Here is a 24,229-nt window from a genome sequence, read left to right as displayed (position 1 = left end):
TGATCGTGGCGATCAACAAGGACCCGGAGGCACCGATCTTCTCGGTGGCCGATTACGGTCTGGAAGCCGATCTGTTCCAGGCAGTGCCGGAGCTGGTGAAGACGACCTAAGCGTTGCCATCGCAATGCGCGGCCCGGACCACGGTGTCCGGGCCCTGGCCAGAGCGGCACACAAGGTATGTGCCCCGGCCCCACCTGGTTCAGAGATTCAGGAGACAAACATGCAGATTTCCCTTGGTCGCCGCAGCCTGGTACTTGCCACGGCCGCCTTTGTGACTGCCGCTGGCACTGGCGCATCAGCCTGGGCACAGTCCGGCGACTATCCTGCGCGGCCGATCACGCTGATCGTGCCGTTCCCGGCCGGCGGCCCCACAGATCGCCATATGCGCACGCTGGCCGATATTGCGGGCAAGCAGCTGGGCCAGCCCATCATCGTCGAGAACAAGCCCGGTGCGGGCGGCACGCTGGGCCCTGGCGCCATGGCGCGCACCGCCAAGCCCGACGGCTACACCATCACCCAGTTCCCCATGTCCATGCTGCGCATGGCGCATATGCAAAAGACCGCCTGGAACCCGATCACGGACTTCACCTACATCATCGGCGTCTCGGGCTATACCTTCGGTTTCACGGTGCGCTCGGACTCTCCCTACAAGAGCTTCAACGAGTACATCGCCGCCGCACGCAAGAGCCCCGGCAAGATCGAGTACGGCTCCACCGGCATCGGTTCCTCGCCGCATCTGCTGATGGAGGAGCTGGCCGAGAACGCCAAGGTCACTCTCAATCATGTGCCTTTCAAGGGCAACGCCGACCTGCAGCAGGCCCTGCTGGGCGGTCATGTGGCCGCGCAAAGCGATGCCTCGGGCTGGGACACCTATGTGAATGGCGGCCAGATGCGCCTGCTCATGACCTTCGGTGAAAAGCGGACCCAGCGCTGGCCGGACGTGCCCACGGCCAAGGAGCTGGGCTATGGCGTGGTCTCCACTTCGCCCTACGGTCTGGCCGGCCCCAAGGGCATGGACCCGGCCGTGGTGCGCAAGCTGCACGATGCTTTCAAGAAGGCCATGGACGATCCGCGCCATGTCGAGGTGCTCAGGCAGCTCAACCAGGACGCCTGGTACCGCTCGGGCGCCGACTATGCACAATGGGCACGGGATGCCTTTGCCAAGGACAAGATACTGATAGACCGCCTGGGTCTGGCTGCCAAATAAGCCACCGTCTTCCCAAGCGCCTGCAGGGCCGGGGGCTCACAGGCGCAGCCCGCTTGCATTTCCTGAAATTCCTGAATCGGAGCCTTCATGACTGTCTGCCTGCCTTCTCCCGATACCCCCTTCACCACGCTGGCCGAGCTGATCCGCAGCCACGCGCGCCAGCAGCCCGACCATGTCGCGCTGCGCGACGACCAGCAGACCCTGAGCTATGCCCAGCTTGACGCCCTCATGGACCGCGTGGCCGCGGCCTTGCAGCAGGGCGGCGTGCAGCCCGGTCAGGCCATCGCCATCTGCGCGCTGAATTCCGTGCGCTATGCCGTGCTGTTTCTCGGAGCCTTGCGCGCGGGCGTGGTGGTCGCGCCACTGGCGCCATCCTCCACGGCCGAGAGCCTGGCTTCCATGTTGCGCGATGCCCAGGCGCGCCATCTGTTCCTCGACAAGGTGGCCCAGGACCTGGTGCCCGCCGACACCGGACTGCAATGCATTTCGCTCGACGGCGTGGCTGCGGGCAGAGCCTTCGAGGACTGGCTCGCGCCCGAGGGTTCGCAGCCCGCGCCCGTGAGCGTGGAGCCCGAGGCACCGTTCAACATCATCTATTCCTCTGGCACCACGGGCACGCCCAAGGGCATCGTGCAGTCGCACGGCATGCGCTGGACCCATATCAACCGGGGAGGAGTCTACGGCTACGGTCCCGAGGGAACGACGCTGCTGGCCACGCCGCTGTACTCCAACACCACGCTGGTGGTGTTCTTTCCCACGCTGGGCAGCGGCGGTTGCGTGGTGCTCATGCCCAAATTCGATGCGGCCCGCTACCTGCAACTGGCCCAGCAGCACCGCGTCACCCACACCATGCTGGTGCCCGTGCAGTACCAGCGCATCATGGCGCTGCCTCAGTTCGGCGAGCATGACCTGTCGAGCTTTCAGGCCAAGTTCTGCACCAGCGCACCGTTTCGTGCCGAGCTCAAGGCCGATGTGGTGGCGCGCTGGCCCGGCAGCCTGACCGAGTTCTACGGCATGACCGAGGGCGGGGGCACCTGCATTCTCGAAGCCCACCTGCACCCGGACAAGCTGCACACCGTGGGCAAGCCCGCCGAAGGCCATGACATCCGCCTCATCGACGAGGAGGGCAGCGAGGTCGCTCCCGGCGCGGACGGCGAGGTCGTGGGCCACTCGCCCAGCATGATGAGCGGCTACCACGGCCAGCCCGCCAAGACGCGCGAGGCCGAATGGTTCGATGCCACGGGAAAGCGCTTCATCCGCACGGGCGATGTGGGCCGCTTTGATGCCGACGGCTTCCTGACCCTGTTCGATCGCCGCAAGGACATGATCATCAGCGGCGGCTTCAACGTCTATCCCAGCGACCTGGAGGCCCAGCTGCGTGCCCACCCGGCCGTGGACGACGTGGCCGTTGTCGGCGTTCCCTCCGATCAATGGGGCGAGACGCCCGTGGCCTATGTGGTGTCGCGCACGGGCCAGCCGGCCCGGCCCGAGGAAATCATGGGCTGGTACAACCAGCAAGCCGGCAAGACCCAGCGCCTGGCCGACCTGCGCTTCATCGCCGAGCTGCCGCGCAGTGCCATCGGCAAGGTGCTCAAGCGCGAGCTGCGCGATCAGTACGCGGCGGGGCGCTGAGCCTGTCTTCCATTTCACGATGCCCATCACGAGACAAATCCCATGAGCCATGACACCACGATGTCCGAAGTTCGCCGCCAGGTGACGCCCGAGGAGTGGCAGATCCGCGTCGAGTTGGCTGCCGCCTACCGGCTGGTCGCCCACTTCGGCTGGGACGACTTGATCTTCACTCACATTTCGGCGCGCGTGCCGGGCCAGCCCGGCCAGTTCCTGATCAACCCCTACGGCATGCTGTTCGACGAGATCACCGCATCCAGCCTGGTCAAGGTCGATCACGAGGGTCAGCCGATGATGGAGACCGAGTACGACGTCAACCCCGCAGGCTTCGTCATTCACAGCGCCATCCACGACGGCCGCCCCGAAGTGCAGTGCGTGCTGCACACGCACACGCGCTACGGCGTGGCCGTGTCGGCGCAGAAGGATGGCCTGCTGCCCATCTCGCAGCAGTCCATCTTCCCGCTGGTGCGCCTGGCCTACCACGACTACGAAGGCGTGGCCCTGCGCGATGACGAGAAGCCGCGCCTTGTGGACGATCTGGGTGCCAGCAACTTCCTCATCCTACGCAACCACGGGCTGCTGACCTGCGGGCGCAGTGTGGCCGAGGCCGTGCTGGCCATGTACACGCTGGAGTCGGCCTGCCGCATCCAGATCCTGGCGCAGTCGGGCGGCGGCGAGTTGACGCGCATCCCGCAGGCCATCATTGCCGACGCGGTCAACCAGTCGCGCCAGGTCACCAAGGGCAAGGGCGCGGGCCTGGCCTGGCCGGGCCTGCTGCGCCGCCTGGATCGCATCGATCCTTCTTACAAGCAATAGCACCCCCTGAGTCGCTGTGCGCCTTCCCCCTCTCTCGCTGCGCGAGGGAGGGGGACGACACCCTCGCGGCGGGGCGGCGCGGCCGGCATAGGCCCTTGCTCGGTGTCCCGCGCTTGGGCTGCTGCCGTTTCGCAGGCAGCGAACAGTGCTCAGATTCATGGAGAAATCAATGGGAATTCTGGTCAACATCCACCCCAGCATGGGCGCGCCCATCGTCGATGCGCTGCGTGCGCTGGCGCCCGACGTGCAGGTTTGGGCCCATCGCGAAGAGGCACCGGCCGCCGAGGTCGAAGCCATGCTCGCCTGGAGCCTCAAGCCCGGCGTGCTGGCGGCCTATCCGCAACTCAAGCTGCTGTGCGCCCCCAGTGCGGGCGTGGACAAGTTGCTGGCCGTGCCCGACCTGCCGGTTGGCCTGCCCGTGGCGCGCACCGTCGATCCGCAGCAGCATGTGGAGATCGCCCAGTATGTGGTCGGCACCGCGCTGCGCCATACGCGCGAGCTGGATCTGTTCGCGCGCCAGCAGCAGGCAGGCGACTGGCTTCGCCGCCCCGTGCGCGCCAGCGCCGACTGCCGGGTGGGCATTCTGGGTCTGGGCGAGGTCGGCCGCTTCGTGGCTGCTGCCATGCAGGCCGTGGGCTATCCTGTCGCGGGCTGGAGCCGCAGCGCCAAGAGCATTGCGGGCCTTGCCACGCACAGCGGTGCCGAAGGTCTGCAGCAGCTTCTGTCCACCAGCGACATTCTGGTCTGCGCCTTGCCGCTCACGCCCGAGACGCGCGATCTGCTGAACCGGCGCACCCTCTCCCTGCTGCCGCGCGGCGCCTACTTCATCAACGTGGGCCGTGGCGAGCAGGTGGTGGAAGACGATCTGCTGGCTTTGCTCGACGAAGGCCATCTGGCCGGTGCCGCGCTGGATGTGCTGCGCGAGGAGCCGCCCCAGCCCGGCAACAAGGTGTGGGCGCACCCCAAGGCCTTTGTCACTCCGCATATCGCGGCCCAGGCCTCGGCCGACACCGTGGCCCGCCAGTGCCTGGAGAACCTGCGCCGCCTGCGCGCGGGCGAGCCCTTGCTCAACCTGGTGGACGTGGCCCGCGGATACTGAGACCTCTTTCCCTTTCCCTGTCGCGCTGGCGTGCTGCTGCGCGGCGCTTTCCCCCTGCAAGAATCAAGAGACACTCATGCCTTCGACATCCCGCCGCAGCTTTCTGCAATCGAGCGCCGCAGCCGGCGCTGCCATGCTGGCTCCCTCGGCCTGGGCCCAGAGCCCCTGGCCCTCCAAGCCCATACGCATCGTCGTTCCCTACACGGCAGGCGGCTTCACCGACCAGATGGCACGTCTGCTGCAGGTGGGCTTGCAGAAAGCGCTGGGCCAGCCCATCGTCATCGACAACAAGCCGGGTGCGAACAGTCTCATCGGTGTGGATCAGGTGGCAAAGTCCGCACCTGATGGCTACACGTTCGGAGTGGTGATTGCCGCTTATGCGGCCAACACCACGCTGTATCCCAAGCTGCCCTACAACCCGGGCAAGGATCTGGTCGGCGTGTCTCTGATGGGAGTCTCGCCTCTGGTTGCAGCCGTGTCCACCAATGCGCCGTTCAAGACCACGCAGGAGCTGATTGCCTATGCCAAGGCGCATCCTGGCAAGGTCAGCTTTGGTTCCTCGGGAAGCGGCTCCAGCGCGCATCTGACGACCGAGTTGATGAAGCTGCTGACCAAGACGGACATGATTCATGTGCCCTACAAGGGGGCCGCACCGGCACTGACCGACCTCATGGGCGGTCAGATCCCCTTGTTCCTCGATCCTCCGCCCAATCTGATCCAGCCTGCCAAGGCCGGTCGCATTCGTCTGATTGGCGTGGCCAGCGACAAGCGACTGGCGGTGTTGCCCGATGTACCGACATTTGCCGAGCAAGGCATTCCCGATCTGATGGGCAGCACCTGGGCTGCCATGATTGCCCCGGCAGGAGTGCCCAAGGAGATCGTGCAGCGCATGTCCGCCGAAGTCGCTCGCATCATTCGCAGTCCTGAGATTTCGCAGCGCATGCAGCAGACCATGGGCACGTTTGCCGAAGGCTCGACGCCGGAGGAATGCGATCGTTTCATTGCCGCTGAAACTGCCAAATGGGGAAAAGTGATCCGTGAAGCCAAGGTGACGGTGGACTAGGCTTCCTGGCCTGGTTTGTCCCCGGCAGGGCCTCAAGGGAAAGGGTGCGGCTGCCGGGTGAGGTGAATGCAGAGGTGAATGTAGAGGGGTTTCCTCATTGGCTGATGGTGCGAAGTGGAGATGGCTGCAGCGTGGGAACTCCTGCCGAACAAGCCCGGGGCAGTGCGATGAAATCTCCGTCAGCTTGTCAGCTTGTCAGCTTGTTAGTGCCGTCAAGGCCGGGGAACCTCGCTGGCGGCGACGCGCCACCGCCTCCTCGGCGCCCTCAAGGCATGCCTTTCCCGATAGGCTGCGGGCGTCATTCCCACATACCGGACGAACACCCGCCGGAACGCCGAGGCATCCTCATACCCGCAGGCCAGCGCCACGGAGGGCACGCTCTCCAGCGTGATCTCCAGCAACACCCGAGCCCGCGCGCAGCGCAGGCGGTGCAGGTGGTCCAGCGGGCTGTGCCCCAGCTCCTGCTGGAAGTGGCGCAGCAGGGTGCGCGAGCTGGCCGATACCGCATCCGCCAGCGCCCGCAGGTCATAGGGCTGCTCCACGCGCGCCTCCAGCCAGGCTATGGCATGGGCCAGCACGCTGGTCCGCGTGGCAGGAATGCGGCGGTCCTGCAGGGCGGCGCGCGTGGCGCGTTCGCGCTGGGGATCGGGCTGCAGCACGGCGGCCAGCGCTGCGGCCAGGTCGTCGCCGAAGGCATGGCGCGTGAGTGCGATGGCCATGGGGGCCAGGGCTTCGGGGTGGGAGGCGCTGAGCCAGGGCCTGTCGTCCACGAAGGGCAGGCCCTCGGCAAGCTCTATGCTGGCAAAGTCCAGTCCGAATCCGCCCATGAAATACCAGGGCAGGGCCACACGGCGGCCCTCGCAGCGTCCGCTGGCGGCCGCGAACCAGGCGGCGCTGCCCAGCGTGCACACGGTCAGGCCCTGGTCGAAGGCTGTGGCGATGCGCTGCGTGAGGCCCGGATGCGCGGCGACGATGTCGCGGATGGATGGAATGTCCGGGCAATGCAGCGCGCTTGCGAAGACGGCATGCGCCGGCCCCTCGGCCAGGGCGCCTTCGGCCGCGTGCGGCATGGCCGGCAGGGGCTGGCCCCTGCCATCGACCCAACGCCAGCCAAAGCGCGGTGCGCGTCGGCCCAGGCGCAGGCCGGCAACGAGGTTGGCGCTGCGCAGCATCTCCACGAGATGCGCTGCATGGCCTGTGGCGCTGTGCTCCAGGCAGGGCAGCTCGATGACGAAGGTCCGGGGCATGGCGGTTTTGGCTCCTCGAATGGCGATTTCGCCGTGTCTGTCACAGGTGCTTCACTTTTAGCATGACTGCTTGTGCCATTTTTCAGGGTCACGAAGATGCTTCACAAACAGTCCGAGACAAAGCTTTCCACACCGCCCCGCACAGGCCTGCGGCGCATCGCACTGGCCGGCTTGCTGGCCTGCGGCCTGCCGCTGGCAGCCAGCGCACAGGGGCTGGATGCCCAGGGCCTGGCGGCGCTGGATGCCGCCATTCAGCCGCTGGCGCCCAAGATGCTGGAGTGGCGTCGCGACATTCACCAGCATCCCGAACTGTCGGGCCAGGAAGAGCGCACGGCCAAGCTGGTGGCCGATCACCTGCGCCGCCTGGGCATGGAAGTGCAGACCGGCGTGGGCGGCACAGGCGTGGTGGGCGTGCTGCGCGGCGGCCAGCCCGGCAAGACCGTGGCCCTGCGCGCCGACATGGATGCACTGCCCGTGGCCGAGAAGACGGGCCTGCCCTTTGCCTCCAAGGCCAAGGCACAGTACATGGGCAAGCAGGTGCCGGTCATGCATGCCTGCGGGCACGATGCCCACGTGGCCATGCTCATGGGCGCGGCCGAGGCGCTGGCCGGCATGCGCGCGAGGCTGCCAGGCACGGTGAAATTCATCTTCCAGCCGGCCGAGGAAGGCGCTCCGGTGGAGGCCGATGCCCATGGTCATGTACCCAGTTTCGGCGCCAAGGCCATGGTGGAGGCTGGCGTGCTCAAGGATGTGCAGGCCATCTACGGCCTGCACATCACGGCGAACCTGCCCTCGGGCATGGTGGGCTACCGCAGCGGGCCGCTGATGGCAGGCTCGGACAGCCTGAGCATCCAGGTCGAGGGCCGGGGCGGCCATGGCTCGTCGCCGTGGAGTGCGGTCGATCCCATCGTCGCGGCCAGCCAGGTGGTGCTGGGCCTGCAGACCGTGGTCAGCCGCCAGCTCAACATCAGCCTGGAGCCGGCCGTGCTGACGATTGGCTCCATCCAGGGCGGCACGCGCTACAACATCATTCCGGACAACGTGGAGATGCAGGGCACGCTGCGCACCTTCGACGAAGACATGCGCCAGGAGGCGCACAAGCGAATCACGGCCACGGCCGAGCAGATCGCGGCCTCCAGCGGCGCCAAGGCCAAGGTGCGCTTCGGCCCCGTGGCCTATCCGGTCACCACCAATCCGGCCGCGCTGACCGAGGCCTCGCTGCCCGCGCTCAAGCTGGCCCTGGGCGGCAAGGCCATGGTGATTCCCAAGGTCAGCGGCTCCGAGGATTTTTCGGAGTTCCAGAAAGTGGTGCCGGGATTCTTCTACTTCCTGGGTGCGCCGCCGGCAGGCCAGGACTTCACCAAGGCACCACCCAACCACTCGCCGCTGTTCGACATCGACGAGAAGCAGCTGCCCACGGGTGCACGTTCACTGGCTGCCCTGGCCGTGGACTATCTGCAGCGCAACCCCTAGCCATTGTTCCCCCCTGAGCGGCTGACGCCGCAGCCCTCTGTTCGGTGCCTTCTCTCTCGCTTTGTGGGAAGGAGGCAGCACCTTTGCTGCGGCAAGGGCTCTGCATGGGCGAGCCATTGTCAATATGCTGAGGAATGAACAAGGCCACTTCGGTGGCCTTGTTCATTGGAAGATCATCGTGTACCGCGCCCGATTCAAGAGTGCATGGAAGTCAGCAGGAAGAGACGGCAAAGAGGGGGATGAGCTGTTCCGCAGCATGGCCAGAGGCTCGGACCTCAGGCACATGACTCAGAAAACGTGGGGGCTCAGAAACAAGTCGATTCGGTGCAGTGAAAGCATGGATCCGCTGACGGTGGTTTTGTATGGCGATGGGTGTTCTTTGAAACCTGGGAAAAACCGAGCTATAATTGCTGTCTCTGTAGGGGAGTCGCCAAGCTGGTTAAGGCACTGGATTTTGATTCCAGCATGCGAAGGTTCGAATCCTTCTTCCCCTGCCAAGATATATAAAAGCCTCGACTGTTTATGCAGCCGGGGCTTTTTCTTTGTCTTCAATACTGCTCCTGGCTCCCAGGAGAGGTCGGCAGATTGGGTGTTCTGCAGCCATTGATCGACGCCTATGCAATGAGTGTGCAATGAGTGCGCCACAAAGCCCGAAAAAGCCCGCTTGTCGGCGAGCAGAGGATTCATTGATGTGGGCGCGCGGCCCGGTTCATGGAAATCTATGAATAGGCGATCAGTTGCTGGCGCTGCCAGCCAACGAGGCGCACAGGTCACCCATGCCGGTGCGACCTTCTCCGTCCAGGGCTTCGACCAGGTCGCGGATCAGGCTTGAGAGCTCACCGGTAGCAATGGTCACATTGGTGTCAAAGCCGCTGTCAGCGTCACCACCTCGTCGGCGCGGCCCTGGGCGCTGGTATCTAGCACCAGGGTGCGTGCCTGCGGATCGATCCAGACCCACATGCTGCCCTGCTTGGTGAAGGCCATGGGCAGCAGATCAAGCTTGGCCTCGTCCTTGAGTTCGCGCCTTTCCTCCTTGCCGGGCTTGCGGCCCTCGGTCTTTTCGATGTGCTCGGCCTTCTCGGCCTTCTCGTTGACCTTGCGATTGAGCACGCTGGCCGGCAGCATCTTGGCCTCGGTCATGAAGCGCATCACCCATTGACCGGGCACGGATTCAACCAGCAGACCGTGCTGCTCACTGCGCGGCGGCACCCAACCGACGGAACGCTCCTGTGTGGCGCTGCATTCGGCAAAGACTGTCTTTTGCAGGACATTCTCCAGCGCCTGCAGGTCGCTCTGCCAGCTCTTCGCAGTGCGGTAAATGATCATGTTATTGAGCATTTGGGCTCCTGAAATAGAAAAAGCTCGCTCACATTGGCGGGCTCTGATGTCAAGAATGGTGAGATCGTTAGTGGCCGCAAGGAAGCGGCTGACCTTGCTCCTCCTTAAAGTCCTCCGGCAGAGGGGCGCCGCAGCTTCCGCAACGCTTGTTGGTGGTGATATCTGTCATGTTGGTGGTACTCATAAAAAAGCCCGCACGACGGCGGGCAATGGCAAATTCTGTGGAGGCTCTCTAAATCTTGCTACGGCCTCGGTAGTCGAGGTCGGTGGCGGAGTAGTTTTCTCGTGTGCGCCAATTCATTTGAACTGGGCCGGTATGTTCTGGCGGATAGGTAATGCGCTCTTTTTCCCGGCTGAGCTCCCATCGCTTGCCCTCCACGACATGGTGAACGGTTGATTTTTTCGTTTTGATCATTGCGAGACTCTCTGTAACTATCCGGACGCCAGTTCCACAGTACATGGTTAATCCTTAATGGTCTACCACTATATTTTTTGAAGGTTTTGATGTGAGCGGCATCAAACAGGGGGTGCTGAAGATTTCCCACCAAAGGTCGTTCGGTTCACCTATACTGGTTTCACTCGCTGTTTAGGCCGTTCGCCCCAACAGTGCCTGTCTGACACCATTGCCGCCCCTTGGCCGCAGGTAGCCGCTCTTCTAGCAAAGCACGCGGTAGTCACACCCCTCTAGGCGAACTCACCAGATCCTGAACATCCTCGTGGATCTGCGTTGCCCCTGCACTTAGCACGGGCCTTCCCTATCTCATTTGACGGTCTGCGCAATCGTGCGTGCGATCGTCCGCTTTCATGCTGCACAAAAACACTACAGAGCAGATTGGCCGCTACGTGGTCACACCTCTCACCCAGACTGATGCAAGTGGTCAATTCACTGCTGCTGTCTCTATTCGTCGTGGTACTTATGACCGAATCTTTCGGTTTATCCCGCATTTTTCTGATGAGTCGCTTGCCTCTAAATATGCGTTGGCTGAAGGCCGGAGCATGGTGCTTGGTCACCAGTTGAATTGAGCTGCATCAGTTTTCATCCCTCAGTAGAAGCTTTGGCTACTGACTAATCTTCACCAAAGCACTCTGGTGGTTCTCTTGGGAATCATCTTTCGCTCCGAAAAATAGCAGCGAAATTCACTTAGAAGGTACCCTATGCAAAGCAATCTCTACGTATCTAATCTTGGCTATGGCGTCGATCGTGAAACGCTGAAATCTCATTTCTCAAGCTGCGGGGATGTCCTGTCCTCTGAAGTCATAACGGACCGTAATACAGGCCAATCGCGCGGCTTCGGCTTTGTTGAAATGGGAACGGCTGCCCAGGCAAAATCAGCGATCGAATCGCTCAATGATCAGTCATTGGGTGGCCGCGTGATTTCTGTCTCGCTAGCCAACGCACGCAAGTAATTTTTACTTCGCGTAAAAAGCCCACATCTGCATAGGTGTGGGCTTTTTGCATTTTTAATGCGTGGTCTGAAACAAGCTATTTCAATGAAATTTGCTACGCCTATTTTTCATCCTTCCACGAAAAAAGAACGAAAGACAGTCATCGAAAAAGTCATGAAATGAGCTGCCTATGGTTGCTCTTTCAGGTACTGCACGGTCTTTTCATCCAGCCATTGGACATGCATGCCCGGGCAGGCGAACTCATCGAGCAGGCTTCGGACGATGGTCTGCGGCTCATTAGCTTGTGCATCCGGCACTGCCAGCCGCTAGGCCCATGCAGATGGCGACGATCAAGATCAGGGCTTCAAGTAGCTTTGTCGTCGTTTCATTCCTTGGCGCTTATGAAGAAAGCGCGATCCGCTATCAAAATTGAATGATCAGACCGGCCAGGCTTCGGGCGTGAGCGCGATCACCACGGCCGGGCCGACCAGGCAGAAGAGGCCGCAGCCGGTGAGGCCCGTTGCGCGGCGAGCAGCAGCTTTGTCTCTGGGGTCGGGGTTGGAGTCGAATGCATGGAATCTCCTGTGGGCAAAGAAAAAGCCCGCGAGCGTTTGCTGCGGGCTTGAATAAAGAGCCGGTGACCTTTCGGGTCTGCCTGGGGAATGATTGAGAGAGGGAGGGAGGAGAGACGCCCAGGCCCGGCGAATGGGAGTATTTTTCACTGCGTCACCTTTAAATAAGCTGAAAGGTGGCGACTTCCGCCATGCGCATTGCGATGGCTGTATCGAAGTGCCATCTAGCGTGACCACTCTCGCCACGCAGCGGAGGCTGAGCCGTGCTCCTGATCGAGGGCAGCCCAGGCGAATTCCCGAGCTGCCGCACCTGCTCGTGCAGTCACGCCAGATAGCTGCCGCTTACGCCGGCAAGTCGTGATGGCTACATGGCCTCAAATATCCAACCACCTTCACGGCGGTGGGCTGGTCCGCCTAGACCTAGCGCGCAAGGCGCATCTGTGTAGTCCACGGAGTCGAGCCGTGTCCAGTCCACCTGCGTGATGGCCCCGCTATAGCCCTGCGGGGGAAGGCACATGCGAGGCCGAATCCGGTGAACGCACATTGCGCGACTCTCAGCACCTGATTTGTGTGCTGAGCTACCTTGAACTGGCTGCAGCAAAAGAAAAAGCCCGCAAGCAGTTGCTGCGGGCGCGAATATAAAGCCGGTGACCTATTTGGTCATGCCTGGGCAAGTTGAGGAAGTGAAAGGAGTCTGTGATCCCAGGCCCGGCAAAACAGGTTCGTGGCGTAAATTTAGCCCAAAGAGAGTCATGGAATCAATACCTACGCGGGTTCATAAACGGGCTCTACGTCATCTGGCGTGACCACTGTCGCTCACGACGCGAAAGCCGCGCCGAGCTCACAATTGACGGCAACCCAGGCGAATTCCTGAACGGCAGTCCCTGCTCGAGTACTCACGCCAGATGGCTCGCTATAGCTCTGTGGGGAAGTGCTGTCATCCGGCATCCGGTCTGCGTTCTTATTCGCTCCCTCAAGGAGTAAAAAAGCCACCTATGGAGGTGGCTGTTGAAAATGACATCCGCAGTACGGCAGGAAGCCCGGCACTCTTGCTACCAGATCGTGTTCAAGGCCTCCCCCTGTGGTGAGAACGTCTAAGCTCCAGTCTCAGGACCTTTCAAGCTTGGATCAGCTGCCGGCAGAGTTCTAGGCATAGCTATTTCGCCAACATGGGTTACGCTCACTAAATTAATAGACGACCGGTCTATTTTATAATAAGGCTCATGATCCTCAGCAAAAAAGCCGAAGCGACACGTCAGCACATTCTCGATACCGGGTATCAACTGGTGCTGCACAAGGGCTTTGCAGGTCTGGGCCTGCTCGAAATTCTCAAAGCCTGCAACGTGCCCAAAGGTTCGTTCTACCACTACTTCTCGTCAAAGGAAGCCTTTGGCTGCGCGCTGCTACAGCAGTATGTGGAAGGCTACGGACAAAAGCTCAATGACTTGCTCGGCGAAGCCGGCAACGGCCGTGAGCGTCTGATGCGGTACTGGGATGCCTGGATTTCAGCACCCGGCAATCCCACGCTTGGATGGGCCGAGGAATGTCTTGTGGTGAAGCTCGCTGCCGAAGTGGCCGACCTCTCCGAAGACATGCGTCTGGTGCTCGACGCCGGCGTGCAGCGTCTGCTGGCGAGAATCGCCTCGCTGATCGACGAAGCCCGTGAAGATGGGTCCCTGCCCGCCGGCAAGCCGTCACCTGCGCTTGCCCGCGCGCTGTATCAAATGTGGTTGGGGGCAGCGCTTCTAGCCAAGTTGAGTCAAGACAAATTGCCGTTGCTGGAGGCACGCGACACCACCGAGCGCTTGCTCACTTGCACTTCTGCATCCTGAATCATGGAAGCAAAGAGCCACTGTATTTCCGACACCTGAGGAGTCATTGATGAAAGTTCTGTTTGTACTCACGTCCCACGACAAGCTGGGCAGCACCGGTCACAAGACGGGGTTCTGGTTGGAGGAATTCGCGGCCCCCTACTACGCATTGAAAGATGCGGGAGCCATGATTACGCTGGCTTCGCCTGCCGGAGGTCAACCGCCTTTAGACCCGAAAAGCGATGAGCCTGCAGCCCAGACTTCCGCGACCGAGCGGTTTCGCCAGGACACCGAAGCACAGGCCGCTCTGGCTTCGACAGTACCGCTGAATCAGGTCAGCGCCACCGATTTCGATGCCGTGTTCTACCCAGGCGGCCATGGTCCCTTGTGGGACTTGGCCAACGATCCCAACTCCATTGCACTGCTCGAAGCTTTCGAGCGTTCGAACAAGCCACTCGCCCTTGTCTGCCATGCGCCAGGTGCTCTGATCAATGTCCGGGCCGCTGATGGACAACCATTGGTTGCCGGTCGCCATGTCACAGGCTTCACCAACAGCGAAGAAGCGGCGGTCGGCCTAACCACCGTCGTACCCTTTCTGATCGAAGACGAGTTCTTGCGCTTGGGTGCTCACTATGAAAAAGCTCCGGACTGGCAGGTGCATGTCGTCACGGATGGCCGGTTGATCACAGGACAGAATCCGGCCAGCTCGGAGGGCGTGGCCCATGCCTTGTTGTCCATGCTTGCTCATCAGGAGAAATAAGTCATGCGCAGTGCTATCCACACCACTTTTGGCGAACCTTCCGAGGTTCTCGAGCTGATAGATCGGCCCATCCCGCAACCAGGTGCTGGTGAGGTGCGCATCAAGACCTTGCTGGCGCCAATCCACAACCATGACCTCTGGACGATCCGTGGCAGCTATGGTTACAAGCCTGAACTTCCCGCGATTGGCGGCAGCGAGGCCGTTGGCATCGTCGATGCGCTGGGTGAAGGCGTCTCAGGCCCGGCAGTGGGACAGCGGGTTGCCGTCGCGGGAGTCCACAACACCTGGGCGGAGTACTTTCTTGCGCCTGCCAATGTGCTGGTGCCGATGCCGCCAGCTATTCCTGATGAAGCCGCAGCGCAAATCATTGCGATGCCACTGAGCGCATTGATGTTGCTGGAGTTTCTCAATGTCGAGCCGGGACAATGGATCGTGCAGAACACGGCGAATGGCGCGGTCGGAAAGACTGTGGCAATGCTGGCGAAAGCACGCGGCGTGCATGTCTTGAACCTGGTCCGGCGCGATGCAGGTGTACAGGAGCTTGCCGCCCTGGGCATCGGCAATGCCTTGTCCACGGCACAACCAGACTGGCAGGAACGCGCCCGCGCTATTCTTGGCGGCCCGTTGGCTCGTGCGGCCGTGGATTCCATCGGAGGCTCAGCCAGTGCATCCTTGCTCGGTCTATTGGGTGAGGAGGGCACCTTGGTTTCCTTTGGCACCATGGCCGGAGAGCCCATGCAGATCGACTCCGGATCTCTGATCTTCAAGCAAGCGACGGTAAAGGGTTTCTGGGGCAGCAAGGTCAGTCAAGCCATGACGCCTGACAACAAGCGGCGCTTGATTGGCGAACTGCTGCAGCGGGTGTTGTCGGGTGAGCTCAAACTGACGGCTGAGGCCATTTTTGATCTCAATGATGCTGCTCAGGCCGCAGCCGCAAGCTTGCAGCCGGGCCGCAAAGGGAAGGTCTTGCTAAGAGCCTAAGTGATTGTGCTGCTGGCTCTCGACGCCTGACGCCAAGGAGCAAGCAAAACATGCAACTGCTTGTCGACTGCAGCGGCACAACTTCCCGCCATTGGAAGGGGAAAGCCATCGGCATTGAGGACATTGCTCAATGCCGATGGCTTGCCGCGTCTCCAAGTGCCGGCCGACCTGAGCTTTGGGGGACGCAACTCGTATGGGAGCCTGGTTTGCTAGGCGTTCCTGGCGGCCTGACGACGCAGCTCAAACTGGGCTGCCCACTCTGTAACAGGCATAAAGCTCGGGTCTGTGCGCACGACCTGTTCAGTCTGCGCCCAAATGGCTTCATCGCTCTGCTCCAGATCTAACGGGTCTCCATGGGGCTGACTCACATACCAAGGCGTATCCAGGTAGACCTCCACGGTGTTGTCCTCAGGGTCCATGCAGTAGATCGAAAGCGCATTGCCATGGTTGAGACCGCGCATCTTCGTTGCCCCCAAAGCCAGTGCCCGACGCCGCGCTTCGCGCAGCTGGTCGATGGACTGGACCTTGAAAGACAGTTGCATCACGGTGCTTGGTGAATCGGCACCGCGTCCTCCGGCCAACACCAATTGATGGTGTTGATCATTTCGTCCGCTCAGAAACACGATCTCGAAGCGAAAGGTCACGCCCACACCACGGTCGGTTTCCTGCATATCGAATACGCCCGTGTAGAAGGACTTCATCACTTCCAGATCGCGGCAAAAGATACCGAAGTGGGACAGGTTGGCGGTATAGGGTTGGTTCATGCTAGCGAGCTCCACGGAATCAGGGAATGAGGACGAGCTTGCCCAGAGTGCCACCGCTATCGAGCAGCTCGTGAGCCTGTCGAGCTTGTGCCAGCTGCATACGCATGGCACGTGGTGCACGCACAGAGCCGCGCGCCATGAGCCTGATGGCTTCCTCCATCAATCCTCGGCGTTGCGTGATGTCTGCATCCACCGCATGGATAGAGAAAGTGCGAATGGCCAAGCTCCTGGCTAGCAATTTGCGCAGCTCATCGAACACATCAGCAGACGGGGGGCCTGCCAGAATGTTGTACGACACCGCCATACCTGACGGAGCCAGAGAGCGCAGACAGGCGATAAAGAGATCGGCACCCACATGGTCAAAGGCCAAATCAACGCCTCGTCCACCAGTGAGTTCCATCACCTGCTGAGGCAGCGTCTTCACATCGCCGCTCACCAAATCTGTGACACCGTTTTCTATCGCAAATGCCTGTTTTTCAGCGGTGGAGGCTGTGCCAATGACACGTAAGCCACGAGATCTGGCCACCTGTGCCAGAGCCGTCGCCACGCCACCTGCTGCGCCTGGCACCAGAATGGATTGCGCCGGCAAATTGCCATTGCTGGCCAGCAAAGCCAATGCGAGCTGGAAATTGCCAAGGCTCACTGCATCATCGAAGGCAATGGTGTCTGGAAGTACGAACGGAACCGACTCCGCAACGCAGATGGCCTGCGCATAGCAGCCCCCGCGCTGAGGCAGCTCCCGCGCACTGACCAGTACCCGATCACCGATAGAGAGGCGACTCACGCCCGGACCCACTGCATCCACAATACCTGCCAGTTCGTTGCCGGGAATAGCGGGCAACGGCGGCATCCACTTATAGGTGCCATTGCGAATCAACACATCGGGGCCGCCTGCTCCGATGGCATGAGCCTTCACGCGCACCTGACCAGCGCTTGGCTGGGGCACAGGCAAGTCGACCAGAGACAACACTTCGGGGCCGCCAGTGGTCTGCAGCTGCACGGCTTTCATCGTCATAGTGCTTGCCTCCATGATCAGCGCTGTCCGTCATGCACCGAGACTTGCTCGCGAGTCAGTCCACCCAGGCGCGAATGAATGCGGCCACCGTCGGCCATCACCAGAGCAAAGAGGATTTCGTCAGGGCGCGGAGCGTCTTGAATTCCGACTTCCGCGCTGTTGAAGTGGCTGCGCACGTAAGCGGCATGGATGTAGTGCAGAGGAACCATCAGTCGGTAGCCCGTGGCTGCCACCGCTTTTGCCGATGGAACGATGGCTTTGGGCTCACCCAGTACATGGCGCATCGCCCAACCACCGGCCTCATGCCAAACTGCACCGTGCTCCAGCTCTCCGTTAACGCCCACAATGGCTGCCTTGCTGTAGGCTTGGACATTTTCTTTGCCCAAAGTGTCCACCAGTTCCTCTGCGAGCAAGGTGCCCAGGCTGCGCAGCTCTGCCATGAAAGGCAACAGGTCAGGTTCGTAGCGGCCTGCATAGGGGTTGCGAACCACAGCACAGGCCGATGCTACGCGCAAAGGTTGCTCTGCCGGTGGGCCGCCTTCATGGTAGATGGTCTCGATATTGAGGCTGCGTTTGCGAATTGCTATCAAAGTCATGACTGAACTTTCAGTGAGTGCATTTATTGTTTAGGAATCTTGGCGTCGGCGACAACCTGGCGCCATTTCTCTAGCTCATGGCCAACCATGGCTTTCATCTCTTCAGGCGTGCTGCCTCGCGCCTCACCGCCGATGTCTTCCAGACGTTTGCGCACAGAGGCCAGTTCAAGTGCCCGCTGCGTCTCGGTATTCAGGCGCTCGATCACCGCGCGCGCAGTGCCGGCAGGCGCCATCAGCCCTGCCCATGAGCGCACGTCATACCCAGCCACACCTTGCTCAGACACTGTGGGGATATTGGGCAAACCTGGCCAGCGCTGTGCACCGCTGGTTGCAATCGCACGCAGCTTGCCAGCCTGGATGTTGGAAAGAACGGCTGTCGGCGGAGCGATGATGAAGGGCACTTCATCCCCCAGCAGGGCGGTGACGGATGCGGCGTCGCCACGGTAAGGCACATGCATCAAGCTCACGCGTCCCATCTTGGCCAGCAGCTCTCCAGCTAAATGATGGGTGGAGCCCACTCCAGCTGTGCCATATGCCACGGTACCCGGTTCAGCCTGGGCCTTGGCAAGCACTTCGCGCAAGCTTTGAAACTTGGACTTTGTATTGACCACCAACAGGAACGGAAAGAAAGTGACCGTTGAGATCATCTCAAAATCACTTACCGAGTTGTAAGGGAGCTTGTTGTACAACGCACCGGCCACCGCATGACCGCCAGTCGCCATCAACAAGGTGTAGCCATCGGGCTTGGCACGAGCCACCGTGGTTGCCGCAATGGTTCCACCGGCCCCGGTCTGGGCCTCCACTATCACGGGTTGTCCCAGGGCCTTTCCAATCTCCGTACCCACGGCGCGGGCGATGGAATCAGCATTTCCGCCAGCTGCAAAGCCTTGATACAGCTTGATCGCCCGATCCGGATAGGTCTGAGCCATAACCGGAAGTGTTGACCAGGACAAGGCCGTCGCACTGCTGGCGGCGAGGAAGTGTCTTCTATGCATGTTTGTCTCCATGGGCGGCGGCCTCTTTGGGCCTGGCTCTACCCGTGTGAAGTGGATGAAGTCTGAGGGGATGGATTAGGACTGCGCTATCACTGGGTTGCGCAGCAGACCAATGGCTTCGATCTCCACTTCCACGACGTCGCCTGCTTTCATGAACTGCTGAGGCTTTTTGCTCCAGCCCACGCCAGCCGGAGTGCCTGTGATGATTACATCGCCCGGGACCAGCGTGAAGATGGTGGAGGCATAGGCGATCAAGCGTGGGATCGAGAAGATCATGTGTCCTGTGTGGCTAGACTGCACCACGGCACCATTCAGGCGTGTCTCGAGCTTCAATTCACGGCCTGGCGAGATTTCATCGGCTGTCACCATCCAGGGGCCAAAGGCTCCGGTGGACTCGAAATTTTTGCCCGATGCGATCTGCTTGGCATGGAACTGCCATTCCCGCACGCTCGCATCGTTGTAGCAGCTGTAGCCGGCAATGTGCTCCCAGGCATCCGCCTCGGCGATGTCGCGGCCGCCCTGGCCAATGATGACGGCGAGTTCACCTTCCCAGTCCAACGAGTCGGAAACATGGGGGCGCACGATCGGGCCTTGGTGTGCAGTCTGAGAACGCCACACACGTAGAAAAATCGGGGGCTCCTCGGAGAGTTCTCGCTGCATTCCTGCGGCCAGCACTTCCTGGTGGTGATCCATGTAGTTGCGCACTGCGCAAACGATCTTCTCCGGACGAGGAATGACCGGCAGGAACGTCACGTCGGCCAACTTTGCATCTGCAACCAGACCCTCTGTCAATGCATCGCGGCGCGCGAAGTCGGGGCTGGCGATGAAGTCGGCAAGCGTGGCATAGCCCGTACGAGCAGCCAGCTCAGCGACACCATCGGCAATCACGACGCCCCAGGTATCACGGCCGGCGAGCGAATAAGACATCAGTTTCATGGGGTTCCTTCAAGCGATAAGGAGAGGTGAAAAGGATGTGGCTTGCGTGCAATTTTGCGTTAAAGCCACTTTGTGCATGAACTTATTTTTGTGCATAAAAATAGTTTTGATGCATAGGGTTTGCCCCATGTGCCCAAAAATGCGTAAAAAAAATGCTCACGACCCGTGAGCGTGAGCATTGATTCGAGGAGAAATTTTTAAGATGCAGCCGCTAGCAGCCAGGTCTCCGCATTGGGAGAACAGCATGGAGCTGCCTGAGGGTCTGACATGCCGTCATGGTCAGCATGAGGATGCATTCAACAGCCCTCGCCTGGCGCTGGCTGGCAAAGAGAGCGGTCTATACGCCAGGTGATAACTTGGCGGGCATTTCGCTGAAGTATGGAATCAGCTTGGCTGCTTCTCCACCTTTTCCAGAACCTCCAACACATTCCGTTGCGTACTGAGAATATGTTCCTCCAGTAGCGCGCACGCTGTGTCTGCGTCCCTTCGCAGCGTGGCATCCATCAGCTTGCGGTGCTCATTTGATTTGTGCTTGAAGGTCTTGCGAAAGCGAGCTGAATAGCGGCGATATCGTTCAGCCTGATCGAACAGGCTGGCACTCAATGTGCGCAGCCGCTCGGAAGGAGTGGCCGAAAGCAGCGCCATGTGGAACGCCGTGTGCATGTCGGTCCATCCCTGGTCCAGCACCACGGGGCCGTCGCTAAGCCGGCTTTCCACTTTTTCCAAGCGGTGAAAAGCACCTACAACCGACGCCTCCCATGCGTCATCGCCATAGGCAATTGATTCACGAAGCGCTTGCGAATCCAACATGATGCGCATGCGCGTGATATCGGCCAGATCGTCGGCAGAAATGGCGGTAACTCGAAAGCCTCGGCGCTCATCGGCGCGTATCAATCCCTCTTGAGCCAAACGGCTCAGAGCCTCGCGCAGCGGACTGCTTGAAAAGCCGTAGGCTGTCTGCAGCTCATCGAGCTTGAGCTTCACGCCGGCACCGTATGTGCCGTTGAGCACATCCTGACGCAGTTGCGCAAATGCCTGATCAATCAATGTCGGGGCTTTGGTGGGGGCGTCTTTTTTATACATGTTTTTAATTTTATGCATAAACTTGGGAGATTGAAAGAAGGAGTAAACCTCAGTGAAAGTAGACATCAACACCCCCGTTCGCCTCGTTGCGATTTCAGGCAGTATTCGCAGGGCATCCCACTGCACCGCAGTACTTCGCAGCCTCACCCCACTGCTTCCACCAACGGTCACCATGGAGTTGTTGCCCCTGGATGACGTCCCGCTATACAACGGTGACCTCGACGGGGAGACGCCACCGCCAGCAGTGAAACGGCTCAAGACTGCGATTGCAGAAGCGGATGGCCTGGTGATCTGCTCGCCCGAGTACAACTACGGCATCCCTGGTGTGCTCAAGAATGCAATCGATTGGGCCTCGCGCCCTGGGTTTGCATCGCCGCTCAAGGATAAGCTGGCACTCATCATGACCGCATCACCTGGTACGGCTGGAGGCGTTCGAGCCCAGGCCCAGATCCGAGACGCTCTATCCGCGACGCTTGCTCGTCCATTGGTGCGCCAGCACATCGCCATTGCCAGTGTCGCAACCCGTATTCAGGATGGAAAGCTGGTGGACGAGCCGACCCTGAACTTCATCAAGGCAGGCCTGGACGATCTGATCAATGAGATCCGCTGGCAAGCTGCACGGACAAAGCAGGACTGATCCAGCCTCGGCTACGAGGGCTCTATTGAAAGCTGTTTCGCATTGATCAAAGGGCAGCCCCCTCGTATCCATGCATCGCCGGTGCTAGGCACTCCTGGCGCACGGCGTTGCAGAACACCCAGGCATCGGATTCTCGCCATCTTCGCGGTGAAAGTCTGTCGCAGCCAAGAGGCTTGATGCGCCCAAGCCCGTGACGCCCGCAGAGGTCAGATCGCTCGACCTACCAGCTCACCGCTGATTCTCTCCTCCCGAAGCCAGAAGACGCCATGCAGGTTTGCCAACCTGGAAAGAGCTTTTGCTGAAAATTATTTTGTGCATAAAATGCTATTTACGCACAAAATATTGAGTCCGCACGCCAACCTCTTGATCCCTGAGAAGGGTGGCCGCGTGTGACGCAATGGCTTGTTTTCCGCCCTGTCTCGGCAGTCGAGCAGTGGCATTCAGACTTCGCGCATCGGCGTCTTGGTCTTTCACAACCCGAACGGAGCTATTTGTGAATCAGCACGATTTATTGATCAACGGCGAATGGACAAGAGGGGCGAGCTATTCACTGGACATCAACCCCTCCAACCTGGAGGACGCCATCGCTGAATATGCGCAAGGTGGTGCAGCGGATGTCGACGCCGCCGTCGCTGCTGCTATGCAAGCCTTTCCAGCCTGGGCAGCCAGCAACATCCAAGTGCGCTCGGATGCACTGGACAAGATCGGCAATGAACTTCTTGCACGCAAGGAGGAGCTTGGAACGCTGCTTTCACGTGAAGAAGGCAAAACCAAGGCCGAAGGCGTGAGTGAAGTGACCCGGGCCGGCCAGATCTTCAAGTTCTTTGCTGGAGAGTGCCTTCGGCTTTCTGGGGAGTTGCTGCCTTCGGTGCGTCCGGGTGTCGGGATAGAGATCACACGCGAACCGGTGGGCGTGGTCGGCCTCATCACCCCCTGGAACTTTCCGATGGCGATTCCTGCATGGAAGATTGCACCTGCATTGGCCTTCGGGAACTGTGTGGTTCTCAAGCCAGCCGAACTGGTACCTGCCAGCGCCTGGGCTTTGGCGGACATCATCCATCGCTCTGGTGTACCGGCGGGCGTGTTCAATCTTGTCATGGGCCGCGGCAGCGTGATTGGCAGCGCATTGGTTGAGCACTCAGGCATTCATGCCATCAGCTTCACGGGCTCGGCGGGTGTCGGCCGTCATATTGCGGCTCGATGCGTTGCAACTCACAAGAAAGTGCAGTTGGAGCTGGGAGGCAAGAATCCGCAAGTTGTGCTCGACGATGCCGACCTCAGCCAGGCCGTTGAACTATGCGTACAAAGTTCCTTTTACTCGACCGGCCAGCGCTGTACCGCTTCGAGCCGTTTGATCGTGACGGATGGTATCTACCCACGGTTCATCGAGGCGATGAAGGCCCGCATGGCGCATATCAGGATTGGTGATGCACTTGACCCAGGTACTGACATCGGACCAGTTTCCTCTCTGTCGCAGTTGGAGCAGAACCTCGCTTATGTCGAGATCGGCAAGAGCGAAGGCGCCACTCTGGCAACAGGCGGCGAGCGATTGAAGCTCGGCAACGATGGCTACTACATGTCGCCAGCCTTGTTCAGCGAGTCATCCTCCGAAATGCGCATCAACAACGAGGAAATTTTTGGCCCGGTGGCCAGCGTGATCCGCGTGAATAACTATGAGGAGGCACTGGCCACCGCCAACGATACGGTTTTTGGTCTGTCAGCGGGAATCGCCACAACTTCCTTGAAGTACGCGACACATTTCAAGCGCCATAGCCAGGCCGGGATGGTGATGGTCAATCTGCCCACCGCAGGAGTTGACTACCACGTTCCTTTCGGGGGACGCAAGGGTTCGAGCTACGGACCGCGCGAACAAGGTCGCTACTCCCAGGAGTTTTTCACTGTTGTCAAAACCTCCTACACCTGTGCCTGAACAGGCAACTCGACTGCCGTCGAGTCTGAGACTCCCATGTACCCAATCCAAGATATGACTGATACCCAAGCCGAATTACCCCAAGTCGAAGCCCAGATTCTGGAGCGCGAAAAGCAACGATGCGATGCCATGACAAGGGGCGATTTCGACCGGCTCAAAGAGCTGTTGCACCCAGCTCTCACACATGTCCACGCAAAAGGGCAAGTGGATAGCTACGAAAGCTATTTCCGCTCTGGCGGGACGCATGTCAACTACGAGCAGATCGATCGTTCCAATCTTCGCGTCCAGGTGCTGGGAGAAACTGCCGTGATGACTGGCCGACAGTTGCTGGTCGCAGTCAGAAAAGATGGAAGCGGCACCGTTCGGATTGACTCTCAAGTTCTTCAAGTCTGGACCCAACACGAGGGCCAGTGGCGTCAGATTGCCTTTCAGACCACGCCCACTGAAATGAGCATTTCTTGAGCAATTCGTCTCAACTGTAGGGCTGTAAGTTAACTGGACGCCGCCAGAAGGGGGTTGTTCAGTCCCCGACTGTCGCCGCCAGCGCAGTCTGGATGTCCAAGTGGCATACCGCACCACCTCGGATGGCCTACATCTGCGGGTTGCCTCCACGGGCATCAAGTTCCTGCGCGAAGGCGAGTGGAAATGCATAAAGCATGGGGCGGAGCGCCGGCGCCAATGGTGCTGCATATCGGCATTGATGCACAAACGCTGCCGCTACGAGCTATTTGTGTCACATCCAACAATGTCAGTGATGCTGCCGTGATGCCTGAGTTGCTCGCACAGGTTTCCGCCCAAGAACCGCGGCTGACTGCCATCGTCCAGATTTCACCCAAAGTCCAAGTGCTGCTTAAATGCGGGGAGAAGTGGATGGGTTTCTAACAGGCCAGC

Annotated in this window: 23 protein-coding genes, 1 tRNA gene and 3 pseudogenes; 17 read left to right on the top strand and 10 right to left on the bottom strand. The window is 60.4% G+C overall.

Annotated features, from left to right (window positions below; translation table 11 throughout):
- The 6 genes and pseudogenes from AC1RTQ_RS18730 to AC1RTQ_RS18705 all read left to right on the top strand — a co-directional run.
- Positions 1-110: pseudogene (locus AC1RTQ_RS18730) on the top strand (electron transfer flavoprotein subunit alpha/FixB family protein); the annotation flags it as partial.
- Between the two features lie 110 nt (positions 111-220).
- Positions 221-1,207, top strand: coding sequence for a tripartite tricarboxylate transporter substrate binding protein (locus AC1RTQ_RS18725; RefSeq protein ID WP_492877912.1), 987 nt, complete (start codon positions 221-223; stop codon positions 1,205-1,207).
- A gap of 87 nt (positions 1,208-1,294) precedes the next feature.
- A complete protein-coding gene (locus AC1RTQ_RS18720) occupies positions 1,295-2,839 on the top strand; it encodes a class I adenylate-forming enzyme family protein (RefSeq protein ID WP_492877911.1) in 1,545 nt (514 codons plus the stop codon).
- A 42-nt stretch (positions 2,840-2,881) separates the two neighbouring features.
- On the top strand, positions 2,882-3,652 hold the full coding sequence (locus AC1RTQ_RS18715; protein WP_492877909.1) for a class II aldolase/adducin family protein: 771 nt from the start codon (positions 2,882-2,884) through the stop codon (positions 3,650-3,652).
- A gap of 169 nt (positions 3,653-3,821) precedes the next feature.
- Positions 3,822-4,751: a 2-hydroxyacid dehydrogenase gene (locus AC1RTQ_RS18710; RefSeq protein ID WP_492877907.1), complete on the top strand. Its 930-nt coding sequence runs from the start codon at positions 3,822-3,824 to the stop codon at positions 4,749-4,751.
- A gap of 76 nt (positions 4,752-4,827) precedes the next feature.
- Positions 4,828-5,814 carry a tripartite tricarboxylate transporter substrate binding protein gene (locus tag AC1RTQ_RS18705; RefSeq protein ID WP_302089455.1) on the top strand — a complete coding sequence of 329 codons (987 nt, stop codon included), beginning with the start codon at positions 4,828-4,830 and terminating at the stop codon, positions 5,812-5,814.
- A gap of 212 nt (positions 5,815-6,026) precedes the next feature.
- Here AC1RTQ_RS18705 and AC1RTQ_RS18700 read toward each other — a convergent pair whose 3' ends face one another.
- The gene (locus AC1RTQ_RS18700; RefSeq protein ID WP_492877905.1) at positions 6,027-7,061 is read right to left on the bottom strand and encodes a GlxA family transcriptional regulator; all 1,035 of its coding nucleotides are present in this window, start codon (positions 7,059-7,061) and stop codon (positions 6,027-6,029) included.
- Positions 7,062-7,157: 96 nt separating this feature from the next.
- Between AC1RTQ_RS18700 and AC1RTQ_RS18695 the strand changes: the two genes are divergently transcribed.
- Both AC1RTQ_RS18695 and AC1RTQ_RS18690 read left to right on the top strand, forming a co-directional pair.
- Positions 7,158-8,534, top strand: coding sequence for an amidohydrolase (locus AC1RTQ_RS18695; protein ID WP_492877904.1), 1,377 nt, complete (start codon positions 7,158-7,160; stop codon positions 8,532-8,534).
- Positions 8,535-8,954: 420 nt separating this feature from the next.
- Positions 8,955-9,031 (top strand) — tRNA-Gln (locus AC1RTQ_RS18690).
- Between the two features lie 236 nt (positions 9,032-9,267).
- Here AC1RTQ_RS18690 and AC1RTQ_RS18685 read toward each other — a convergent pair.
- The 3 genes and pseudogenes from AC1RTQ_RS18685 to AC1RTQ_RS18675 all read right to left on the bottom strand — a co-directional run bounded on the left by AC1RTQ_RS18685 (position 9,268) and on the right by AC1RTQ_RS18675 (position 10,287).
- On the bottom strand, positions 9,268-9,390 hold the full coding sequence (locus AC1RTQ_RS18685; protein ID WP_492877902.1) for a hypothetical protein: 123 nt from the start codon (positions 9,388-9,390) through the stop codon (positions 9,268-9,270).
- A gap of 20 nt (positions 9,391-9,410) precedes the next feature.
- Positions 9,411-9,872, bottom strand: a pseudogene (gene rdgC, locus AC1RTQ_RS18680) (recombination-associated protein RdgC); the annotation flags it as partial.
- Positions 9,873-10,104: 232 nt separating this feature from the next.
- Positions 10,105-10,287 carry a hypothetical protein gene (locus tag AC1RTQ_RS18675; RefSeq protein ID WP_291603094.1) on the bottom strand — a complete coding sequence of 61 codons (183 nt, stop codon included), beginning with the start codon at positions 10,285-10,287 and terminating at the stop codon, positions 10,105-10,107.
- Positions 10,288-10,676: 389 nt separating this feature from the next.
- Here AC1RTQ_RS18675 and AC1RTQ_RS18670 point away from each other — a divergent pair, with 389 nt between their 5' ends.
- The 5 genes from AC1RTQ_RS18670 (at position 10,677) to AC1RTQ_RS18650 (ending at position 15,382) form a co-directional block, all read left to right on the top strand.
- Positions 10,677-10,895, top strand: a complete 219-nt coding sequence (locus tag AC1RTQ_RS18670) for a hypothetical protein (protein WP_080554076.1) — start codon at positions 10,677-10,679, stop codon at positions 10,893-10,895.
- A gap of 132 nt (positions 10,896-11,027) precedes the next feature.
- Positions 11,028-11,279, top strand: a complete 252-nt coding sequence (locus AC1RTQ_RS18665; RefSeq protein ID WP_291603097.1) for an RNA recognition motif domain-containing protein — start codon at positions 11,028-11,030, stop codon at positions 11,277-11,279.
- A 1,774-nt stretch (positions 11,280-13,053) separates the two neighbouring features.
- Positions 13,054-13,662 carry a TetR/AcrR family transcriptional regulator gene (locus tag AC1RTQ_RS18660; protein ID WP_492877899.1) on the top strand — a complete coding sequence of 203 codons (609 nt, stop codon included), beginning with the start codon at positions 13,054-13,056 and terminating at the stop codon, positions 13,660-13,662.
- Between the two features lie 49 nt (positions 13,663-13,711).
- The gene (locus tag AC1RTQ_RS18655; protein ID WP_492877897.1) at positions 13,712-14,401 is read left to right on the top strand and encodes a type 1 glutamine amidotransferase domain-containing protein; all 690 of its coding nucleotides are present in this window, start codon (positions 13,712-13,714) and stop codon (positions 14,399-14,401) included.
- A gap of 3 nt (positions 14,402-14,404) precedes the next feature.
- On the top strand, positions 14,405-15,382 hold the full coding sequence (locus tag AC1RTQ_RS18650) for a zinc-binding dehydrogenase (protein ID WP_492877895.1): 978 nt from the start codon (positions 14,405-14,407) through the stop codon (positions 15,380-15,382).
- 209 nt (positions 15,383-15,591) lie between these two features.
- Here AC1RTQ_RS18650 and AC1RTQ_RS18645 read toward each other — a convergent pair whose 3' ends face one another.
- From AC1RTQ_RS18645 to AC1RTQ_RS18620, 6 genes are all read right to left on the bottom strand, one after another.
- Positions 15,592-16,146, bottom strand: a complete 555-nt coding sequence (locus AC1RTQ_RS18645) for a VOC family protein (protein ID WP_302089462.1) — start codon at positions 16,144-16,146, stop codon at positions 15,592-15,594.
- Positions 16,147-16,165: 19 nt separating this feature from the next.
- Complete coding sequence (locus tag AC1RTQ_RS18640) at positions 16,166-17,161, bottom strand: zinc-dependent alcohol dehydrogenase family protein (RefSeq protein ID WP_492877893.1); 996 nt, start codon at positions 17,159-17,161, stop codon at positions 16,166-16,168.
- A gap of 17 nt (positions 17,162-17,178) precedes the next feature.
- The gene (locus tag AC1RTQ_RS18635; protein ID WP_275052802.1) at positions 17,179-17,757 is read right to left on the bottom strand and encodes an amino acid synthesis family protein; all 579 of its coding nucleotides are present in this window, start codon (positions 17,755-17,757) and stop codon (positions 17,179-17,181) included.
- Positions 17,758-17,780: 23 nt separating this feature from the next.
- Complete coding sequence (locus AC1RTQ_RS18630; protein ID WP_492877891.1) at positions 17,781-18,752, bottom strand: Bug family tripartite tricarboxylate transporter substrate binding protein; 972 nt, start codon at positions 18,750-18,752, stop codon at positions 17,781-17,783.
- A 75-nt stretch (positions 18,753-18,827) separates the two neighbouring features.
- Positions 18,828-19,688, bottom strand: a complete 861-nt coding sequence (locus AC1RTQ_RS18625) for a fumarylacetoacetate hydrolase family protein (protein ID WP_492877889.1) — start codon at positions 19,686-19,688, stop codon at positions 18,828-18,830.
- Between the two features lie 384 nt (positions 19,689-20,072).
- A complete protein-coding gene (locus AC1RTQ_RS18620; RefSeq protein ID WP_291603156.1) occupies positions 20,073-20,789 on the bottom strand; it encodes a GntR family transcriptional regulator in 717 nt (238 codons plus the stop codon).
- A gap of 34 nt (positions 20,790-20,823) precedes the next feature.
- Between AC1RTQ_RS18620 and AC1RTQ_RS18615 the strand changes: the two genes are divergently transcribed.
- The 4 genes and pseudogenes from AC1RTQ_RS18615 to AC1RTQ_RS18600 all read left to right on the top strand — a co-directional run.
- Positions 20,824-21,408: an NADPH-dependent FMN reductase gene (locus AC1RTQ_RS18615; protein ID WP_492877887.1), complete on the top strand. Its 585-nt coding sequence runs from the start codon at positions 20,824-20,826 to the stop codon at positions 21,406-21,408.
- Positions 21,409-21,901: 493 nt separating this feature from the next.
- Positions 21,902-23,338, top strand: a complete 1,437-nt coding sequence (locus AC1RTQ_RS18610; protein ID WP_492877885.1) for an aldehyde dehydrogenase family protein — start codon at positions 21,902-21,904, stop codon at positions 23,336-23,338.
- 36 nt (positions 23,339-23,374) lie between these two features.
- Positions 23,375-23,800 carry a nuclear transport factor 2 family protein gene (locus AC1RTQ_RS18605; protein WP_492877883.1) on the top strand — a complete coding sequence of 142 codons (426 nt, stop codon included), beginning with the start codon at positions 23,375-23,377 and terminating at the stop codon, positions 23,798-23,800.
- Positions 23,801-23,861: 61 nt separating this feature from the next.
- A pseudogene (locus AC1RTQ_RS18600) lies at positions 23,862-24,142 on the top strand (transposase); the annotation flags it as partial.
- Between the last annotated feature and the right edge of the window lie 87 nt (positions 24,143-24,229).

This window comes from Comamonas sp. GW821-FHT11H03, from assembly GCF_058807955.1.
Note: the sequence above shows the minus strand (reverse complement) of the source record. Positions and strands in the feature narration are given on the sequence as shown.

Excerpts from the sequence above, each read along its gene's own strand:
- AC1RTQ_RS18675 (WP_291603094.1), bottom strand. The coding sequence starts at position 10,287 with ATGATCAAAACGAAAAAATCAACCGTTCACCATGTCGTGGAGGGCAAG.
- AC1RTQ_RS18695 (WP_492877904.1), top strand. The coding sequence starts at position 7,158 with ATGCTTCACAAACAGTCCGAGACAAAGCTTTCCACACCGCCCCGCACA.
- AC1RTQ_RS18605 (WP_492877883.1), top strand. The coding sequence starts at position 23,375 with ATGTACCCAATCCAAGATATGACTGATACCCAAGCCGAATTACCCCAA.
- AC1RTQ_RS18645 (WP_302089462.1), bottom strand. The coding sequence starts at position 16,146 with ATGAACCAACCCTATACCGCCAACCTGTCCCACTTCGGTATCTTTTGC.
- AC1RTQ_RS18700 (WP_492877905.1), bottom strand. The coding sequence starts at position 7,061 with ATGCCCCGGACCTTCGTCATCGAGCTGCCCTGCCTGGAGCACAGCGCC.
- AC1RTQ_RS18630 (WP_492877891.1), bottom strand. The coding sequence starts at position 18,752 with ATGCATAGAAGACACTTCCTCGCCGCCAGCAGTGCGACGGCCTTGTCC.
- AC1RTQ_RS18705 (WP_302089455.1), top strand. The coding sequence starts at position 4,828 with ATGCCTTCGACATCCCGCCGCAGCTTTCTGCAATCGAGCGCCGCAGCC.
- AC1RTQ_RS18635 (WP_275052802.1), bottom strand. The coding sequence starts at position 17,757 with ATGACTTTGATAGCAATTCGCAAACGCAGCCTCAATATCGAGACCATC.
- AC1RTQ_RS18655 (WP_492877897.1), top strand. The coding sequence starts at position 13,712 with ATGAAAGTTCTGTTTGTACTCACGTCCCACGACAAGCTGGGCAGCACC.
- AC1RTQ_RS18665 (WP_291603097.1), top strand. The coding sequence starts at position 11,028 with ATGCAAAGCAATCTCTACGTATCTAATCTTGGCTATGGCGTCGATCGT.
- AC1RTQ_RS18660 (WP_492877899.1), top strand. The coding sequence starts at position 13,054 with ATGATCCTCAGCAAAAAAGCCGAAGCGACACGTCAGCACATTCTCGAT.
- AC1RTQ_RS18650 (WP_492877895.1), top strand. The coding sequence starts at position 14,405 with ATGCGCAGTGCTATCCACACCACTTTTGGCGAACCTTCCGAGGTTCTC.
- AC1RTQ_RS18670 (WP_080554076.1), top strand. The coding sequence starts at position 10,677 with ATGCTGCACAAAAACACTACAGAGCAGATTGGCCGCTACGTGGTCACA.
- AC1RTQ_RS18720 (WP_492877911.1), top strand. The coding sequence starts at position 1,295 with ATGACTGTCTGCCTGCCTTCTCCCGATACCCCCTTCACCACGCTGGCC.
- AC1RTQ_RS18725 (WP_492877912.1), top strand. The coding sequence starts at position 221 with ATGCAGATTTCCCTTGGTCGCCGCAGCCTGGTACTTGCCACGGCCGCC.
- AC1RTQ_RS18710 (WP_492877907.1), top strand. The coding sequence starts at position 3,822 with ATGGGAATTCTGGTCAACATCCACCCCAGCATGGGCGCGCCCATCGTC.
- AC1RTQ_RS18715 (WP_492877909.1), top strand. The coding sequence starts at position 2,882 with ATGAGCCATGACACCACGATGTCCGAAGTTCGCCGCCAGGTGACGCCC.
- AC1RTQ_RS18620 (WP_291603156.1), bottom strand. The coding sequence starts at position 20,789 with ATGCATAAAATTAAAAACATGTATAAAAAAGACGCCCCCACCAAAGCC.
- AC1RTQ_RS18625 (WP_492877889.1), bottom strand. The coding sequence starts at position 19,688 with ATGAAACTGATGTCTTATTCGCTCGCCGGCCGTGATACCTGGGGCGTC.
- AC1RTQ_RS18640 (WP_492877893.1), bottom strand. The coding sequence starts at position 17,161 with ATGACGATGAAAGCCGTGCAGCTGCAGACCACTGGCGGCCCCGAAGTG.